This is a genomic window from Parabacteroides sp. AF17-28, from assembly GCF_003479205.1.
Lineage (GTDB): Bacteria > Bacteroidota > Bacteroidia > Bacteroidales > Tannerellaceae > Parabacteroides > Parabacteroides acidifaciens.
Genome location: NZ_QUGV01000010.1, coordinates 1 through 17,398 on the forward strand (window position 1 = coordinate 1; position 17,398 = coordinate 17,398).

Here is a 17,398-nt window from a genome sequence, read left to right on the forward strand (position 1 = left end):
TTACAACACTTACTTCGATTTGCTTGACGGCTATGGCGTCAAGCGCGGGGACAAGGGACTTTTGACATATTCCCCTACGGAGGCTGTTATTCTGGTTTGAAAATCGGGGAGGGAATCGGGTTTATTGCCCGCTTCCTCCCATGATGTCCAGCAGCTCGTTGGTGATGGCTTGCTGGCGTGTTTTGTTATATTGGAGAGTCAGGTCCTGGATCAGGTCGTTCGCGTTGTCATTAGCGGTCTGCATGGCCATCATGCGGGCGGCGTGCTCGGAAGTTACCGTGTCGAGCAGTGTCGTGTAGACTGTCAGGTTCAGCAACTTCGGGAAGAGCAAGGCTTGCAAGTTTTCCGGAGACGGTTCCAGAAGGTAATCGGTTGCAGAAGCATCGGTTGTCGCTTCCGGAAGGGTAATCGGCAGGTACACTTTATGAGTCAAAACCTGTGTCGCCGTGTTCTTGAAATGATGGTAAAGCAATTCCACCCGGTCTACTTTGCCGGAGGTAAACAACTCCATCAAGTCTCCCGCCAAGCTGATAGCTCCATCGTAAGACGGTTTTTCTCCTAAATGCAGGAAGTTGTCTTCGGTTGTATAACCGGCCTTATGCAATTCGTCCGCAATCTTCTTTCCGACGGGATAGAGGCGTACCTCGATCTGCTGTGCCTTGTATTCATGCAGCCGGGCGGATAGTTCTTTCCAGACGTTGACATTGAAAGTGCCGCATAGCCCACTGCTGGATGAGAATACGGCTATTGCGACCCGCTTCACCTCACGCTGTTCAGTGTAAGGTGATTCCAGGTCACATTCCGCACCTAAAAGACCGTTTAAAATGGCGGACAGCTTATTCGCATAAAGGAGTGTATGTTCGGTCAGCATCTGTGTATGGTGGAGCTTGGCAGAAGAAACCATCTTCATGGCAGCCGTAATCTTCTGCGTGCTCCGGATAGATGCAATCCGGACTTTTATTTCTTTTAATGATGACATAGACTCTATTTAATTGAAAGTTGCTTCGCTGTTTCTTCCAGTTTCTTCCGGATATCGTCGTCGATGGTTCCGGTTTTCAAGACATCCAGGACGTCGTGCCGGTGCGATGTGCGCAGTTCGCGCAGGAACTCTTTTTCAAATTCGTGTACTTTGTCCAACGGGACATCTTTCAGCAGGCCTTGCGTGCCGCAATAGAGGATCGCGATCTGCTCTTCAACGGGCATCGGGCTGTATTGAGGCTGGATCAGCAACTGCGTGTTCTTTTGTCCTTTGTCGATCGTGAAGGCCGTTACGGCATCCATATCTCCGCCGAACTTGGAGAATGATTCCAGTTCACGGAACTGCGCTTGGTCGATCTTCAATGTTCCGGCCACTTTCTTCATCGCCTTCAGCTGCGCGTTACCACCTACACGGGAAACGGAAATACCGACATTGATAGCCGGACGGTTTCCCTGGTTGAACAGGTCTGTCTCGAGGAAGATCTGTCCATCGGTGATGGAGATCACATTGGTCGGGATATAAGCCGAAACGTCGCCGGCCTGTGTCTCGATGATCGGCAGGGCCGTCAGGGAACCGCCGCCTTTCACTTTATCTTTCATGCTCTCCGGCAGGTCGTTCATCTGGCTTGCCACTTCCGGCTGGTTGATGATCTTGGCTGCCCGTTCGAGCAGGCGGGAATGCAGATAGAAGATATCGCCCGGATAGGCCTCACGTCCGGAAGGACGGCGCAGGATCAGGGATACTTCACGATAGGCGACAGCCTGTTTCGAGAGGTCGTCGTAGACCACCAAGGCATGGCGTCCGCTATCCCGGAAATATTCGCCGATAGCGGCTCCGGCAAAAGGAGCGAAGTATTGCATGGCTGCCGGATCGGAAGCTGTCGCACTAACAACAACCGTATAGTCCATCGCACCCTTTTCCTGCAACGTGTTGACAAGCGAGGCGACAGTCGAACCTTTCTGTCCGATCGCCACATAGATGCAATAAACCGGATTGCCCGCTTCGTAATTGCTGCGCTGGTTGATGATCGTGTCGATCGCGATGGAAGTTTTTCCTGTCTGGCGGTCACCGATGATAAGTTCACGCTGTCCGCGTCCGATCGGTATCATGGCGTCGACAGCCTTGATGCCGGTCTGCAACGGTTCGTTCACAGGCTGGCGGAAGATCACGCCCGGAGCTTTGCGCTCAAGCGGCATCTCGCAGGTCTCGCCTGCAATTTCCCCTTTTCCGTCGATCGGGTTTCCGAGCGGGTCGATTACACGTCCGATCATGTTTTCGCTAACGTCGATAGAGGCGATACGTCCTGTCCGTTTGACCGTGTCACCCTCTTTCACGAGGTCGGTCGGCCCCAGCAAGACGGCTCCCACGTTGTCTTCTTCGAGGTTCATCACGATCGCTTCCATTCCGTTGTCGAACTGCAACAGTTCGTTCGCCTCGGCATTGTCGAGGCCATATATGCGTGCCACACCATCGCTCACCTGAAGTACGGTACCCACTTCTTCCGTATGGATGCTGGTACTGATACCTTCCAACTGCTGGCGCAGGATGGCGGAAACTTCACTCACTTTTATCTGATCTGTCATACTTCTTTCTTTTTTATCTGTTTTCGAGTAACCGGCTACGGATGTCCCGCAGCTGTGTCGCATAGCTGGCATCTATCCGGTAGTTTCCGATACGCAGGCGGAAACCGCCGATCAGTTCCGGCTGTATGAGCCCGGTAAATTCGATGGTGCTGCCTGTCTCTTCCTTGAGCTTCTTCTGGAGATGCTCCTTCACCTCGTCGTTTACCGGAGTGGCAGTACTGAATTGTACGCGGGTGATATGCTTATCTCTCCGGTAAAAATGGATATAGATGTGGGCCATGAAGAGCAGTTCGTTTTCCCGTTTGTGTTGCAAGACCAGACGGATAAAACGCACATACAAGTCCGAAACCTCTATGCCGCCGGCCGCTATCAACAGCTTGACTTTCTCCTCTTTGGGAATGATCGGGTTGCTAACGGCAACCCGTAACTCCGGTTCGAGCGAGAAACTGTCTGCCAGCATCTTCATGTCGTCATATACCCGGGTCTCCAGCCCTTTCTCCTTTGCAAGCGAGAAAAGCGCTTTCGCATACCGGGAAGAGATTGTTCCTATATCCATACGCTACGATTTATAAAGCGATACCTCATCCAACAGCCGGTCGATGATTTGTTGTTGTTCACCGTCACGGCTGATCTTTTCTTTCATCACCTTCTCTGCTATGGCGATCGAAAGGTCTGCAATCTCCGAACGGACTTCGCGGATTGCTTTCTCCTTTTCTTCGCGGATACGCCGGGCAGCCTCTTCCACCTGTAAACGGGTTTCGGCGGCAGCCTTCTGACGAGCTTCGTCGATGATTTGTTCCTTTTCGGCAAAGGCTTCTTTCAGGATCGCATTCTGTTTTTCTTTTGCTTCGGCAAGTATCCGGGCACCTTCGGCCTGGATATTGGCAAGCTGTTCATTCGCCTGGCGTGCCGTCTCCAAAGAATCGTCGATGTAGGCTTTCCGTTGTTCCACCGCCTTGATAATGACGGGGAAACCATATTTGGAAAGGATGACAAAGACAATCCCGAATGAAACGATCATCCAGAACAGAAGTCCCGAATCCGGTGTTAATAATGACATAGCTTGTTACTTTTTTATTGGAACAAAGCCAGGAAACATACTACAATAGCAAACAGTGCCACACCTTCCACCAAAGCGCCCATGATCAACATGGAAGTACGGATCTCGCCGGCTGCCGACGGCTGGCGTCCGATAGCCTCGACGGCACCTTTTCCGATCAAACCGATACCTATACCTGCACCGATAGCGGCGAATCCCGCTCCGATTGTTGCTCCCATCTTCGCTATGCCCATTCCGGCAGCTGCTTGTAATAAAATAGTCGATAACATAGTGTTTTAAACTTTTAATTAGTACCTCAAATATATTTAATCTTTAACCTTGGCCAAACCTATATAGTTTGCTGAAAGCAAGGTGAATATGTATGCCTGCAAGCAAGCGACCAACAGTTCCAGGCAGTTCATGAACGCGCAGAACAGAACTGAAACGACCGTCATCCCCATATTCACAACCATCCCCATCGACACCGTGATGAATATCAGACAAGTGAGCGCCAGGATAATCGTATGTCCCGCCATGATGTTGGCAAACAGACGGATCATCAGGGCAAACGGTTTTGTGAACACGCCGAAAAACTCCACGAAAGGCATGATCGGCAGCGGCAACTTCAGATAGATCGGCGCTTTCGGCCAGAATATCTCTTTCCAGTATCCTTTAGTCGCGAACAGGTTGACGGCGATAAACGTACATCCTGCCAGGACTGCCGTTACGGCAATATTTCCGGTAATGTTAGCGCCACCCGGAAAGATCGGTATGATGCCGATCAGGTTATTGATCAGGATAAAGAAGAAGACCGTCAGCAGATAAGATGAAAACGGCTTGTATTCTTCTTTGCCGATCGACTCCTTGATGACACCGTCCTCGATATAGGAAATAGCCATCTCCATCAACCCGGTAAATCCGCCCGGGACCTGGTTCGGATGTTTCTTATACCAGCGTGCCGTCCTGAGAACCACAAACAGCAGAATGCCGCAACTCAGGAACAGTCCGCAGACATTCTTGGTCAATGAGAAGTCGAGCGGGCGGACCTCTTCGCCCCGGCTGTTCTTTTCGACCACCTTGCCGGCATGTTCGCCTTCGGCCGCGATGTAATAGTTATGATGCGTCTGTCCGTGATGCAAATGGTGGGAAAGGAACATATCCCATCCCCGCTCTTCGCTTTTGACCAGTATCGGCAGCGAGACGGCGATCTCTTTTCCGTTCCATTCGGTAATGTGCCAGGTATAGGCATCCTGAATATGTGAGAAAACGATCTCCTGCACATCGATGCCTTCCTCTTTGGTATCTGCCTGGGCCGGGCCCAACGCGCAGAACCAGAGCAGTAGCGCTATCCATATCAATCTGTTATTTATGAGATTGTTCTTCATCTTCTCTTTTTTCTCTTTTCATTCTTTTTTTCTCGTACAGATAAATCGTATATGTTTCCATGGCCAGGTAAATAAAGAAGAAGAGCATCAGTGTAAAACCGAATGTCTTCAAGTGGTCATTCACCAGTGCGGCATAAAGCCATAAGAAAACGATCGCAAGGGTAAACTTGCAGAACCGCACCAGCATATAAGCGGTAATGGTCACATCGCCTCTCTTCTTTTTCATCCGGTCGAGAACATATGTCATTGCCAATGACATCAACCAGTAGAAGATCGGGATGGAAGGATACCATGTGAAATAATGTTCCGGCCAGATTGTGTATAACAAACCGCCTAATGTCAGACCAATAGCAAAGTTGACAAAAGTAATCAACCCCATCAGCTTAATTTTTAACCACCCTGTCATTGTCGTGTACTTTTTATTTATTCGATACAAACAGATATATGATCATCTTTCACCTCCACGAATCCGCTCCTGATGGCCTGCTCCCCTTTTTTGCCATCGTTTTCAAAGACAATGGTTCCTTCTCCGAGAGCGGCGATCATCGGAGCATGATGAGGAAGAATATCAAATGAACCGGCTGCACCCGGAAACGAAACCTGCTGGGTCTCGCCTTCGTAGAGAATGCCGTCCGGTGATATAATTTCCAGTCTCATACCTGTTTAGTTTGCTTGTTCTGCCAATCGTTTCGCCTTTTCCATCACATCCTCGATCGTTCCTACGTTCAGGAAGGCCTGTTCGGGGATATTGTCGGTTTCGCCGTCCATGATCATCTTGAATCCGCGTATCGTATCTTCGATGGAGACCATCACGCCCGGTATGCCGGTGAACTGTTCGGCAACGGAGAACGGCTGCGAAAGGAAACGCTGCACGCGACGGGCGCGGTTGACGGTCTGGCGGTCTTCGTCGGAAAGCTCTTCCATACCGAGGATCGAGATGATGTCTTGCAATTCCTTGTTGCGTTGCAGTATCTGTTTGACACGTTGCGCTGTCTCGTAATGCTCATTGCCGACAATCAGCGGGTCCAGAATGCGTGAAGTCGATTCCAGCGGGTCGACAGCCGGATAGATACCGAGTTCGGTGATCTTACGGCTCAACACCGTCGTCGCATCCAAGTGCGTGAATGTAGTCGCCGGAGCCGGGTCCGTCAAGTCGTCTGCGGGCACATAAACAGCCTGAACAGAGGTGATGGAGCCTTTCTTGGTCGACGTGATACGTTCCTGCATGGCGCCCATCTCGGTTGCCAGCGTCGGTTGGTAGCCGACGGCCGACGGCATACGTCCCAACAAGGCGGAAACTTCCGAACCGGCCTGTGTGAAACGGAAGATATTATCGATAAAGAAGAGGATGTCTCTCGTCTCCCCTTCCGGCGCCAGGTCACGGAAAGACTCGGCAATCGTCAGCCCCGAGAGGGCTACGGAAGAACGCGCTCCCGGCGGTTCGTTCATCTGCCCGAACACTAATGTCGCCTGCGATTTGGCCAGTTCGTCATAGTCGATCTTCGACAAATCCCAATGGCCTGCTTCCATGCTCTTCTTGAATTCTTCACCGTAACGGATCACACCGGACTGGATCATCTCGCGCAGCAGGTCGTTCCCCTCACGCGTACGTTCGCCGACACCTGCAAAGACGGAAAATCCGTTGTTCTTCTTTGCAATGTTGTTGATCAGCTCCATGATCAGAACCGTCTTACCTACACCGGCACCGCCGAAAAGACCGATCTTGCCACCTTTTGAATAAGGTTCCAGCAGATCGATCACCTTGATACCTGTGTACAACACTTCGCGGCTGGTGGTCAGATCCTCGAACTTGGGCGGTTCGCGGTGGATCGGGAGAGCGCCTTTGCGGTCGAGTTCCGTTATCCCGTCGATCGGGTTGCCTGTCACGTTCATCAAGCGTCCTTTCACCTGGTCGCCGACCGGCATCGTAATAGGTGAGCCGTATGACAGGGCTTCCATTCCTCTCTTCAGTCCGTCTGTCGTATCCATTGCTACGGTGCGGACCGTGTTTTCCCCGATGTGTTGCTGAACTTCTACAATCAGTATTTTTCCATTAGGGCGGGTTATCTCCATTGCGTCGTGGATACGTGGAAGTGTTATCTTTTCTTCCTTTTCATTGTCAAAATGAATGTCCACAACCGGACCGATAACCTGTGATATATAACCTTTTATTTCTCCCATACAATCTCTTTTTTTCCTTAGACCTATTCAACTCTTCGGCTGCAATATTACGAATTATGATTGTCTGATGTTCGGAAATATTACTTTTTGATTCTTTTTATACTTAGTTAAATATTCAACTAATTTCATTCTATTCTGAAATAAACCAATAGAGTTCGGATATGGACCAAAATGCAGGAAAAAGCTTATTTTGTAAATCATAGAGAAAGAGGTTCCTAAGCGGTATGTGACGTTTTGCAGGTAAAGAAAAGGCAAAATGTTTTGCATTGTTAAATAAAAAGGAATAAACCATTCCTGTCCCCGCGCTTCGATGCGGAATCGCAAAGAAGCATACACGAAAATTACAATATCCCCCCTTTTGGGCCGTTTTTCTATTTCGTCCGAAATCTTGATTCATTTTGGATTGACTCTTTTCACGGTTTTAGCTTTCCTTTCTAACAATAGGAAAAACGAGGTGCGCAGTCCGTTTCGAAAAGCGTGCAAATTGATTACCGAAAACAGAAAACACCAACAAAGTGATAAACCTTAACTCCCGGAGAATCGAATATTTGAAAACAAAACGGACGGCGTCCCAAATATCCCAAGGAAATTCAGGTGCTTTTTTGCCCTAAAGACGGTCCTCTTTACAATTACGACCGTCCAAATCGCCATTACGACCGTCCTAATCTTCGCGAGGTGCCGAGTGCACTACACATTAGCACGGTCGCAATGGCAAAGAAGACGGTCGTAATTGCTGGAAACGCTCTAAAAAGCGGAAAAAGTCCCTTTTTGAGGGCAAAAAAGTGGATTAACATTTGTTTGCATCAAGGCTTCTTCCGAGCTTGAAAAATCCGTTTTATACAATAAGTACCCTTTTCCGAATCTCCGCAAATCGATAAAATCACGAGACAATTAAGCTACGAACCATTCGTAACCAAAATATATTCGTATATTTGCGTTATGTCAGCATCCTAAAACAATAAAGTCATGAACAAATTGTTATACCTTTTACTAATTATATCCTGCTGGAGCTGTAGCCGGGATTCTGAAACCGAGAAATATCAAAGTAAGCGGGATCATGTGATTAACGTGCGGGACAAAATGAAAGAGTTCTCGACACAAGACGTTTTAATCGGTCGAATTTCGAGAGTATACTTGCTCAGCGATTATCTAATTATCACCGAATATAATGTGCCAGACAAACTTATACACCTATTTGACAAAAATAATTTCAACCATTTAGCCAGCACCACTTATCAGGGACAAGGCCCCGGAGAAATTACGATTATCGGCCACGTGGGAACTGATGAAGCACACCGCAGGTTTTTCGTCTCGGATCACGGTAAACTGAAAATATTCAGTTACGACCTTGATAGCGTTTTAGCCAACCCTGATTATCAGCCGGAAGTTAAAATGAATATGAAAGAAAGACAGTTTCCCGACCGATATTTATATTTGAATGACACACTTTGTATTGCCAGAATTATAGAACCGATCGGAAACAGCGACTATCGCCCATCTGTTGCCAGATGGAACATGACCACCGGAGAAATAGTGCCAATGAAGTACGAATATCCTGATCTGAAAAGAGTCCGATTCATATACGCCGCATCCGCAGAGCATAAACGGTATGTTCAATGTTATAGCCAATACGACCTGATGACAATCTGCGACTTCGACGGGAATTTAATCTGTAACATCCATGGCCCTAAATGGAATACTGAAATAACACAGACACAGCACTATGCTCTCAGCGCTACATTTTGCAAAGATAAGATAGTGGCACTCTATTCGGGTAGCGACCATCGTACAGAGGCCTATTATCCCACAAAATTTTTGGTTTTCGATTTAAATGGTAATTATCTCAAAACCCTGGAAACCGGATATATGATAACCGATTTTTGTTATGACAAAGAAAACAACAGGCTCATTATAAATTTAAACGACGAGATACAGTTCGCTTATTTAGATTTAACAGATATAATATAGCAGCCCAACAGACTGACATTAAAGAAACATTACTATCTTTGTTGTATTACGGACCGAATGCATCATTCCGGCAAACAACAAAAAAGACAGCTATGAGCAACAAGATTTATCCTATCGGAATACAGAACTTTGAAAAGCTTCGCAGTAGCGGTTATTTCTACATTGATAAAACCGAACTGATCTACCGTATTGTCAAAACCGGTAGCTACTATTTCCTGAGCCGCCCGCGTCGCTTTGGTAAAAGTTTGCTCATATCTACGCTCGAAGCTTACTTTCAAGGCAAAAAAGAGCTGTTCGAGGGGCTTGCCATGGAAAAGCTGGAAAAAGACTGGATCAAGTATCCCATCCTGCATTTAGACCTGAATGCTAAAAAATTTGATACAACAGACGATTTGCTTCGCCTTATAGATCGCCAGTTTCTCATCTATGAAGAGAAATATGGATCTTCCCCATCAGACGAAACGATAGATGACCGTTTTGTCACACTCATCCGGAAGGCTTATGAAAAGACGGGGCAAAAAGTGGTCATTCTGGTAGACGAATATGATAAACCTTTGCTGCAAACCATAGAGAATACTGCTTTACAAAATGAATATCGTGAAACTTTAAAAGCTTTCTATGGCGTAATGAAATCAATGGACGGCTACATCCAGTTCGCCATGTTGACGGGAGTAACCAAATTTGGCAAAATCAGCGTATTCAGCGACCTGAACAATCTGGACGATATCTCCATGCGCGAACCTTATGTCAACATCTGCGGCGTTTCCGAACAGGAGATACACGACAATCTGGAAGAAGAGCTTCACGAGTTGGCACATGCGCAAGCAATGACATATGAAGAAACATGTGCCAAACTCAAAGAGTATTACGATGGCTATCACTTTGCAGAAAACACAATAGGCATCTACAATCCGTTCAGCCTGCTCAATACATTCAAATATAATAAGTTCAGCAACTATTGGTTTGAGACAGGCACCCCCACCTATTTGGTAGAACTGTTAAAACAAAGCCATTACAATCTGGAGCGCATGGCTAATGAAGAGACCAATGCAGATGTATTAAACAGTATTTATGCAGATTCGTCGAGCCCTATTCCTGTCATTTACCAGAGCGGCTATCTGACGATCAAAAGTTATGACGAAGAATTTGGTACTTACCAGTTAGGCTTTCCTAACCGGGAGGTGGAAGAAGGGTTTGTACGATACCTGATGCCTTTCTATACAAATGTCAATAAAGTTGAGTCTCCTTTCGAAATACAGAAATTCGTCAGTGAAATACGTAAAGGTCAGCCAGATGCTTTTTTGCGTCGCCTGCAAAGTTTCTTTGCCGATACGCCTTATGAACTGGTCCGCCAATTGGAACTACATTACCAGAATGTACTTTTCATTGTCTTCAAATTAGCCGGCCTTTATACCCAAGTAGAGTACCACACCAATATGGGGCGTATCGATTTAGTATTGAAAACCAATGACTACATTTATGTCATGGAGTTCAAATTAGAAGGGACAGCTGAAGAGGCTTTACAACAGATAAACGAGAAGCATTACGCGCTGCCATTCGCAACCGATCCTCGGAAACTATTCAAGATCGGCGTGAATTTCAGCAATCAGTTACGGAATATTGAACAGTGGATAATTGAAGAAAACTAACACATAAAATATTATATTCAAAACAAAGGGTACATACTCATCTCCACAAAATTAATCATATGAAAAGTCTTATTTATTCATTATTCTTATTTTTATCTTTCTATTGTAGTGCTCAAGACAGTATCAAAGTTGCCGGATATGGTTCCATGTCAAGCCTTCCGTTTCAACCGACTGAGAAAGAAAATATTGCTCATTTCGAATTTAGTCACTTCGCGAAGAATATGACTTTGGAAGTTACGTTATGGAGCTTTCAAGATAACATTGAAAATATGAATAAGGCCGTTATTTTTCATGAGTCATTGGATATAAAAGAAAATCCGAGGGTCGATCTTATAATCAAACAAAATGAGAATAGCCAGATAGAGATATGTTGTAATTTCATTGGAAAGTTTTTTTCAGTTCATCCTTTGAAATCAAATACTCAAATCGCCCCCTATATAATTAAATCCCTTCCCAAAATGAAAGATAAAGTTGCTCCGATCATATTATTTGCACCAAAAGAAGATAATATAGGACAAAAGACATTGAATAAAATAACAACCCTACAAGAATTTGACATTAAAAAAGAAGAGGCGATTCTGAAAGAATTATTATCCCAAACAACTTCTTTCAAAATACTAACTTACCAATTAAAAGAGAAATGAGAATAAGATTCTATATAGCAATTCTTCCGATTTTATTAATATGTTCTTGCAAAAAAGAGTCCGGAACAGTCAAGGAAACAGTCCTCTTCACAAAAGATAATTTTAAGCAAACGACTTCTTTGAAAGGTGAAATATTGAATATAGATACTCTTTGGAAGCCCATTCGAATTTGGGTATGCGATTCCTCTTTAGTGAGTGTTGATATGTATTGTGACTATTTTGCACAAATCTATGATAAGAAAAATGGTCGTAAAACAACTGAAAACATTCCACGAGGAATCGGCCCAGGAGAATTACTAAATTGTTGGTCTTTACAATTTTATCCGGATAGGGTTTGGGCGTTCGATATGCAACAGGCTAAAATGGAAGCATATAGTATTCCCGATTTCCTCAAGAGAAAACATATTTCTCCAATTCAATCGGTCAAATTTAAGAATGGTGCACCAACCAGTGTTGCCGTATTGCCCGATGGATCTTTTTTATGCTCGGATTTAAGCGATTCTAATAATTTGGTGACACGTTTTGATGCTTCTGGAAATAAAGACAATCAATTACAGACAAAATTCCCGGAAGTGTCGACAAATAATATACCGGATAATCTAAAAAAACGTTTTTGGGAAAACAGGATATATTATAACCCACATAATGATAAAATCATTATTTTTTATACTTATTCCGATCTCATTGAAATATACAATTCTGATATGCAGCTTATACAGCGTATACAAGGACCTGATAATTTTATCCCTGTTTTAGGAAACCGAAAAGTAGATGATCATGATTTCGCATACATTATTCCTGAACAGACCAAATTTTCATATCTATTCGGCGTATTGACTGATTCTGAAATCTGGGCTTTATATTATGGCATATCCCCTCAAAAAGGAGAAGAAATGCAGCGTACCCTATTCGTTTTTGACTATCAGGGAACACCGCTACAACACTACGAATTAGACACACCGATTACTTTTTTTTCTGTAGATCCAGTAGAAAAGTGTATTTATGGGCTTTCCGAGCAACCGGACCCGGTGATTATAAGGTTTCAATATTAAGCTGATAGCCTGAATTAGGTATATTGTCAATAGACAACTCCGGGAAATCCTTTAAATCATCTCGCAAACGCTGTATTGTTTGCGTCATAGATTTCTTTATCGCTTGGTTCAATTCCTTATTTTTTTCGTTCGATTCGTCTTCGTTCAAAGGTCGCTCCAACACATTTTTACAAAAATCAGAGTAACTGATAGTATGATCCGAAGCTCCTAAAAAACGAGAAAAAGCGCGTAAACGATTTCTTTTCAGACAAACCTCATGATCCTGTTTCTTCAATACTCCTGTTTTCTCATTAAAAAAGATGCCCGATGCTATCTCTTTCCACTCTGATGCATCCAATGAGATCACAGCCGGTACTGGTGGGACAAAACTAATAACTTCCTTATATTCTACATTTTTACGCCGTCGCCATATAAACATCAATATAATAGGAACAAACCATAATAAAACCAGCCCCCAGATTAAAGGCATCTGACTAATTAAATAGGAACGGGAGAACGAGACATACGCCTGTAATTTTATTTGTTTCGGATCATGCTCTACTCCAAAAACAACAGGGTCCAAAGCTATTCCTGCTTGGCATAATGATTTATTCGAACAACTCACAAGACTGTCGCCCTGGAAAAAAGAGACAGCAGTTTGAGCGACTATGTTTTCACTTTTAAGTTCCTCTTGAAAAAGACTGTCGAGAGTAAAGGCGCGATTGGGATTTTTAAAGGCTAAGTACATCTGGAAATTCCACTCTCTTCTATGGGACAAAGTAAGACTATCCGTTTTCTTATCTCTTTTATATATAGCTTTCCCCTTTTCGGTTTCGATAACAGTAGATTCTGAAGATGCTCTAGCACTGGATTTCGATATAGAAACAAACTCTGGTTGCATAAGTCCTTTTTCTTTATCCACAGCATGATTAAATATATAAACAGTTTTAAGGATCTGCTCATTTTCAATTTGAAAAAAATAACGGTAGGATAAAAACACGATCAATATCGTTAAAATAAGCATAGCTGCAACAGCAATAATAGATCTGTTTTTTTCCATTTTCATTTCATTTTGTGATACAAAAGTACTTAAATCAGTAATCCAAATCAACACTTTGGATACATTTCATTGGAAACACCTAAATGTTTCCATATTTAGTTGACAATCTTAAATCAGGAGATTACTTTTGCAGAAAACAAGAATAGTTATGAAAAAGAAAACACTATTAAAATTACTTTTCACAGCAAGCTGTCTATTAGCTGCATATAGTCTGTTCTATAATAATGAAACAGCCACATTGAATAAACTGGCATTTCAAAATATAGAGGCATTAGCTAATGGAGAAAACGAAGAATATGTCGAGTGTTTTGGTTACGGATCTATTGATTGCCAAACATTCAAAGTTGAAATGAAAATCACGGGCTTTAGTTTAGAATAATCGTGAAACGTTTTGCATATATATTATTAATAGGTATCAGTGCGATAATCTCCTGTACCGATTCCCCCGGTACTCGCTATCCCCGCCGCTATTCAACTTTTCCCAATGAAAAGGCAATAAGTGCGCGGGTTATCGACCTGGATACTGTTTTTTTCCGCTACCCATTCCGGGTAGCGGTCAAAGACAGTATAGCTATTGTAATGGATTTGCATAACACTGACTATTTTTTTCACGCGTTCACCCATCCCAACTGGAAACATATCGTTTCTTTCGGCAAGCGCGGGGAAGGACCGGAAGAGATGCTTTCAGCGGAAACATTCCAGTTTAACTCGCCTGATTCGATATATGCCCTCGATGCAAACAAAATGCAAATATCGCGTTGGGCTGTCTCTGCTGAAAATTATTCGGCAACAAGACAAGAGGTGATACAATTAGATAAAAGTCTGGTCCGTTCTTTAGATTTCTATGCGACAGATTCCTGTTTTCTAATCCCTGATTATTTAGGAGAACATCGCTATTGGCAAGTCGACTACAGCGGTAAACCAATCAAAAGCATTGGTAAAATCCCTTCTGAAACAGATCTCACGCAGGAAATCCGCCCTGCATTGGCTCAAGCATGGCGCAGTTTTATCGATTACAACCCGCATAATGGCATATTTGCAATGGTCACTCAATTAGGAGAATCCATTGAAATATATAACACCAAAGAAAACACCCATACCGTATTATACGGTCCGAATGGTGAACCCCAATTTAAAAGCGTCAAAGGTGAAGGCTTCCCTACCGGAATTATGGGATTCAGTGATATTGTTGTCACCGATCAACATATCTACAGCGTATTCCAGGGCGTCCGGTTCAAAGACAAATTAGCATCTTACCAACAAGGCAAAAAACCGGAAGACGGAGGGCGTTACATATATGTATTCGATCTGAAAGGTAATCCCATACAAAAATACACCTTAGATAAACCCATATACGGTATTGATGTAAACGAAAAAACAAAAACGATCATCGCCACTTGCGTAGAAAGCGATGAACCAATCATGGAATTTAAAATATAACGATAGATGAAATCACTGTTATACCTATTATCTATACTCTTTTTGTTAACCTCTTGCAAAGAAAACAAAAAAGAAGAAGTTGCCCGACTGGTACAGGAATGGCAAGGGAAAGAGATTGTTTTTCCGAAAAATATCACTTTCACCCGGTTTGTAACTGATACTGTAGATTATCAGATCCCGCAATCCGATTACAAAGTTCTAATTTATGTCGATTCCACTGGCTGTACCAGTTGTAAGCTACAACTCCCAAAATGGAAAGAATTGATTGCTTATACAGATTCGGTTACAGGAAATAATATTCCATTCTTATTCTTTTTCCAATCGAAAGACGACAAAGAATTGCGTTATATTCTGAAACGAGATAATTTTAACCGTCCGGTATGCATTGATCGGAATAGCGAATTGGACAAGCTAAATCGTTTTCCTCAAAATATCACTTTCCAGACATTTCTATTAGATAAGAAAAATAGAATAGTGGTGATTGGAAATCCAATACACAATTTAGCAGTAAAGGACCTTTACCTAAAACAGATCATGGGAATACAAAACAAAGAAACGTTAACGGTAACGACTCTTGAGCCGGAGAAAACCGAGTATGATTTAGGGACAGTTCTAAACGGAACAACCAAAGAACAAACGATCACAATACGGAATGTGGGAACAAATGTTTTTAAACTGAAAGGTTTTACTACTTCTTGTGATTGCACAGAGGCAACTTGCGAATGGAAAGAGTTGCAACCGGGAGAAAACGGAATAATTTCGGTCAGCTACAAAGCGGAACAGCTGGGAGATTTTTACCGGACGGTGGAGATATATGGAAACATTCCGAATAACTCGCTAATGGTGAGTTTTATCGGAACAGTGAAATAAAACAATAACGGGAAAAAGAAAGGAGTTCCTGCCCACAGACTTGCAAACGTTAGCAGAAACTCCAGGACTTTTCCTCATTCAATAACAAATAAAGAAGGAGGTGACGTGCAAAAGTAGTAAAAGCAAACAAAGAAGGTTGGAATCACCCGATCTCAGGAAATGATACTGAGCAAAGATCCAAAAAATAACAGAAATCTATAAATCCCTAAAAATAATACGGAAATGGGAAAGAAAATTTTAGGCGTTATCGCTTTTGCTGCAATCGCCGCAGCTGCTGGCTGGAACTACCAGCAGAATACAAAGCAGAATACAAATGAGGTAGGATTATCAGATTTGGCATTGGCTAATATCGATGCATTAGCAAGATGGGAAGATCCCAATGAAGGAAGTGGAATGAAGAAGCAAACATGCTACAATGGCAATGGAGTTGCTACTGGAGCAAGATGTGTTACTTCGACATCTCACTCTGACGTTTGTCACTATCAAAATGACCAATGGGGAAACTGTAATTAAATAAAGTTCTATAGCATGAATAAATATAAACTTCATTATTTAATAGTAATGGGAATATGCTTTATGGCATGTTCCCAACAAACAAATACCAATAAAACAACCATAGACTTAGATAAAAAAGTTCAAAAGAAAATATTATTTTCTTCCTTTGTTGATTCTATCTCTTACATTCCACTGGAAACAAATGAAGATTGTTTAATTGGTAAAATACAGGATATAATTCTTTCAGATTCGATAATTTTCGTATTAAACGATGAACAAAATACTATATTTCAATTTAATCAAAAAGGGAAATTCATTCGAAAAATTGCTAAAGTAGGGAGTGGACCAAGTGAATACAATATTATCAATCAAATTACTTATAATGCAAAAAGACAAAGTATTTCTTTGGCTTCTTCTAAAATTATAGAATATGATTTGTATGGAAACTTAAAAAATGAGTTTACGCCCCCTTTCCACATTTCCGATTTGTATCAATTCGACAATGGTGATTATCTATTATCTCGCCTTGAAAGGTTAGATGATCCGAGTACACTTCTCGCTTTGGCCGATACTGCTGGACATATCAAAAAAGTGCTTTTCAAAAGAAACTCTAAATATAAAGTTGAATCAACCAATTATTGGGAATTGATACAGTTAAATGATGGTATTCATTTTATCACTCCTCAAATAGAGAATGTTATTTATTCTTATGATGGAGATTCGATAAAGAAAGTTATAGATTTTAACTTATTTCCTCAAATACCATCAGATTTTTATGAGAGTAAACAGGGAACCCCTCTTTTAGGGGATAATTATTATCGAACAATATACAGGGAAAGTCAAAATTGGGTTAATTTGATTTTTTGCACATTAAAAAAGGTCAGGACTCTTTTATATAACAAAAATACGAATCAATATATTCTCGGAGAAGTTTTTGAAAATGACATTGACAACAAAGAGCATATATTCTTCTTGTCTTCTTCGAAAGGGAATACATTTACTAATTATGTTAAAGCTGACAATGAAGAAAATAATCCTGTAATACAGATTTTGCATTTAAAGCCCTAAATTTAG

General features: G+C 42.8%; 19 protein-coding genes. 9 read left to right on the forward strand and 10 right to left on the reverse strand.

All coding sequences use genetic code 11. The features are described from left to right. Positions 1-121: 121 nt before the first annotated feature. The 9 genes from DWW90_RS08955 to atpD are packed head-to-tail and all read right to left on the reverse strand — an operon-like array spanning position 122 to position 7,167. On the reverse strand, positions 122-979 hold the full coding sequence (locus DWW90_RS08955; RefSeq protein WP_115500045.1) for a F0F1 ATP synthase subunit gamma: 858 nt from the start codon (positions 977-979) through the stop codon (positions 122-124). A 5-nt stretch (positions 980-984) separates the two neighbouring features. Then, the gene (gene atpA / locus DWW90_RS08960; RefSeq protein ID WP_122344737.1) at positions 985-2,562 is read right to left on the reverse strand and encodes a F0F1 ATP synthase subunit alpha; all 1,578 of its coding nucleotides are present in this window, start codon (positions 2,560-2,562) and stop codon (positions 985-987) included. A 13-nt stretch (positions 2,563-2,575) separates the two neighbouring features. After that, positions 2,576-3,118 carry a F0F1 ATP synthase subunit delta gene (locus tag DWW90_RS08965; protein WP_122344738.1) on the reverse strand — a complete coding sequence of 181 codons (543 nt, stop codon included), beginning with the start codon at positions 3,116-3,118 and terminating at the stop codon, positions 2,576-2,578. Positions 3,119-3,121: 3 nt separating this feature from the next. Then, complete coding sequence (atpF, locus tag DWW90_RS08970; protein ID WP_115500042.1) at positions 3,122-3,622, reverse strand: F0F1 ATP synthase subunit B; 501 nt, start codon at positions 3,620-3,622, stop codon at positions 3,122-3,124. A gap of 14 nt (positions 3,623-3,636) precedes the next feature. Next, positions 3,637-3,891, reverse strand: coding sequence for an ATP synthase F0 subunit C (gene atpE, locus DWW90_RS08975; protein ID WP_005633044.1), 255 nt, complete (start codon positions 3,889-3,891; stop codon positions 3,637-3,639). Between the two features lie 36 nt (positions 3,892-3,927). Next, positions 3,928-4,986, reverse strand: coding sequence for a F0F1 ATP synthase subunit A (atpB, locus tag DWW90_RS08980; protein WP_122344739.1), 1,059 nt, complete (start codon positions 4,984-4,986; stop codon positions 3,928-3,930). Then, positions 4,964-5,392, reverse strand: a complete 429-nt coding sequence (locus DWW90_RS08985) for a hypothetical protein (protein ID WP_122344740.1) — start codon at positions 5,390-5,392, stop codon at positions 4,964-4,966. Before DWW90_RS08985 ends, atpB begins: the two co-directional genes overlap by 23 nt. A gap of 17 nt (positions 5,393-5,409) precedes the next feature. Beyond that, positions 5,410-5,643: a F0F1 ATP synthase subunit epsilon gene (locus tag DWW90_RS08990; RefSeq protein WP_122344741.1), complete on the reverse strand. Its 234-nt coding sequence runs from the start codon at positions 5,641-5,643 to the stop codon at positions 5,410-5,412. A gap of 6 nt (positions 5,644-5,649) precedes the next feature. After that, positions 5,650-7,167: a F0F1 ATP synthase subunit beta gene (gene atpD, locus DWW90_RS08995; RefSeq protein WP_122332763.1), complete on the reverse strand. Its 1,518-nt coding sequence runs from the start codon at positions 7,165-7,167 to the stop codon at positions 5,650-5,652. Between the two features lie 966 nt (positions 7,168-8,133). Here atpD and DWW90_RS09000 point away from each other — a divergent pair. From DWW90_RS09000 to DWW90_RS09015, 4 genes are all read left to right on the forward strand, one after another. Beyond that, the gene (locus tag DWW90_RS09000; RefSeq protein WP_122344742.1) at positions 8,134-9,135 is read left to right on the forward strand and encodes a 6-bladed beta-propeller; all 1,002 of its coding nucleotides are present in this window, start codon (positions 8,134-8,136) and stop codon (positions 9,133-9,135) included. A 92-nt stretch (positions 9,136-9,227) separates the two neighbouring features. Next, positions 9,228-10,784, forward strand: coding sequence for an ATP-binding protein (locus DWW90_RS09005; RefSeq protein WP_122344823.1), 1,557 nt, complete (start codon positions 9,228-9,230; stop codon positions 10,782-10,784). 59 nt (positions 10,785-10,843) lie between these two features. Continuing rightward, entirely contained in the window at positions 10,844-11,428 is a 585-nt protein-coding gene (locus DWW90_RS09010) for a hypothetical protein (RefSeq protein WP_147382414.1), read from the forward strand. Beyond that, positions 11,425-12,480: a BF3164 family lipoprotein gene (locus tag DWW90_RS09015; protein ID WP_122344744.1), complete on the forward strand. Its 1,056-nt coding sequence runs from the start codon at positions 11,425-11,427 to the stop codon at positions 12,478-12,480. The genes DWW90_RS09010 and DWW90_RS09015 overlap by 4 nt, the downstream gene beginning before the upstream one ends. Here DWW90_RS09015 and DWW90_RS09020 read toward each other — a convergent pair. Continuing rightward, a complete protein-coding gene (locus tag DWW90_RS09020; protein WP_233547689.1) occupies positions 12,461-13,519 on the reverse strand; it encodes a hypothetical protein in 1,059 nt (352 codons plus the stop codon). The genes DWW90_RS09015 and DWW90_RS09020 overlap by 20 nt on opposite strands. Before the next feature lie 148 nt (positions 13,520-13,667). Here DWW90_RS09020 and DWW90_RS09025 point away from each other — a divergent pair, with 148 nt between their 5' ends. From DWW90_RS09025 to DWW90_RS09045, 5 genes are all read left to right on the forward strand, one after another. Next, positions 13,668-13,898, forward strand: coding sequence for an NVEALA domain-containing protein (locus DWW90_RS09025; RefSeq protein ID WP_122344746.1), 231 nt, complete (start codon positions 13,668-13,670; stop codon positions 13,896-13,898). 2 nt (positions 13,899-13,900) lie between these two features. Further along, positions 13,901-14,959, forward strand: a complete 1,059-nt coding sequence (locus tag DWW90_RS09030; protein WP_122344747.1) for a BF3164 family lipoprotein — start codon at positions 13,901-13,903, stop codon at positions 14,957-14,959. A 6-nt stretch (positions 14,960-14,965) separates the two neighbouring features. Then, entirely contained in the window at positions 14,966-15,829 is an 864-nt protein-coding gene (locus DWW90_RS09035) for a DUF1573 domain-containing protein (protein ID WP_122344748.1), read from the forward strand. 222 nt (positions 15,830-16,051) lie between these two features. Continuing rightward, positions 16,052-16,342, forward strand: coding sequence for an NVEALA domain-containing protein (locus DWW90_RS09040; RefSeq protein WP_122344749.1), 291 nt, complete (start codon positions 16,052-16,054; stop codon positions 16,340-16,342). A 15-nt stretch (positions 16,343-16,357) separates the two neighbouring features. Further along, entirely contained in the window at positions 16,358-17,392 is a 1,035-nt protein-coding gene (locus DWW90_RS09045; RefSeq protein WP_122344750.1) for a 6-bladed beta-propeller, read from the forward strand. Positions 17,393-17,398 lie beyond the last annotated feature (6 nt).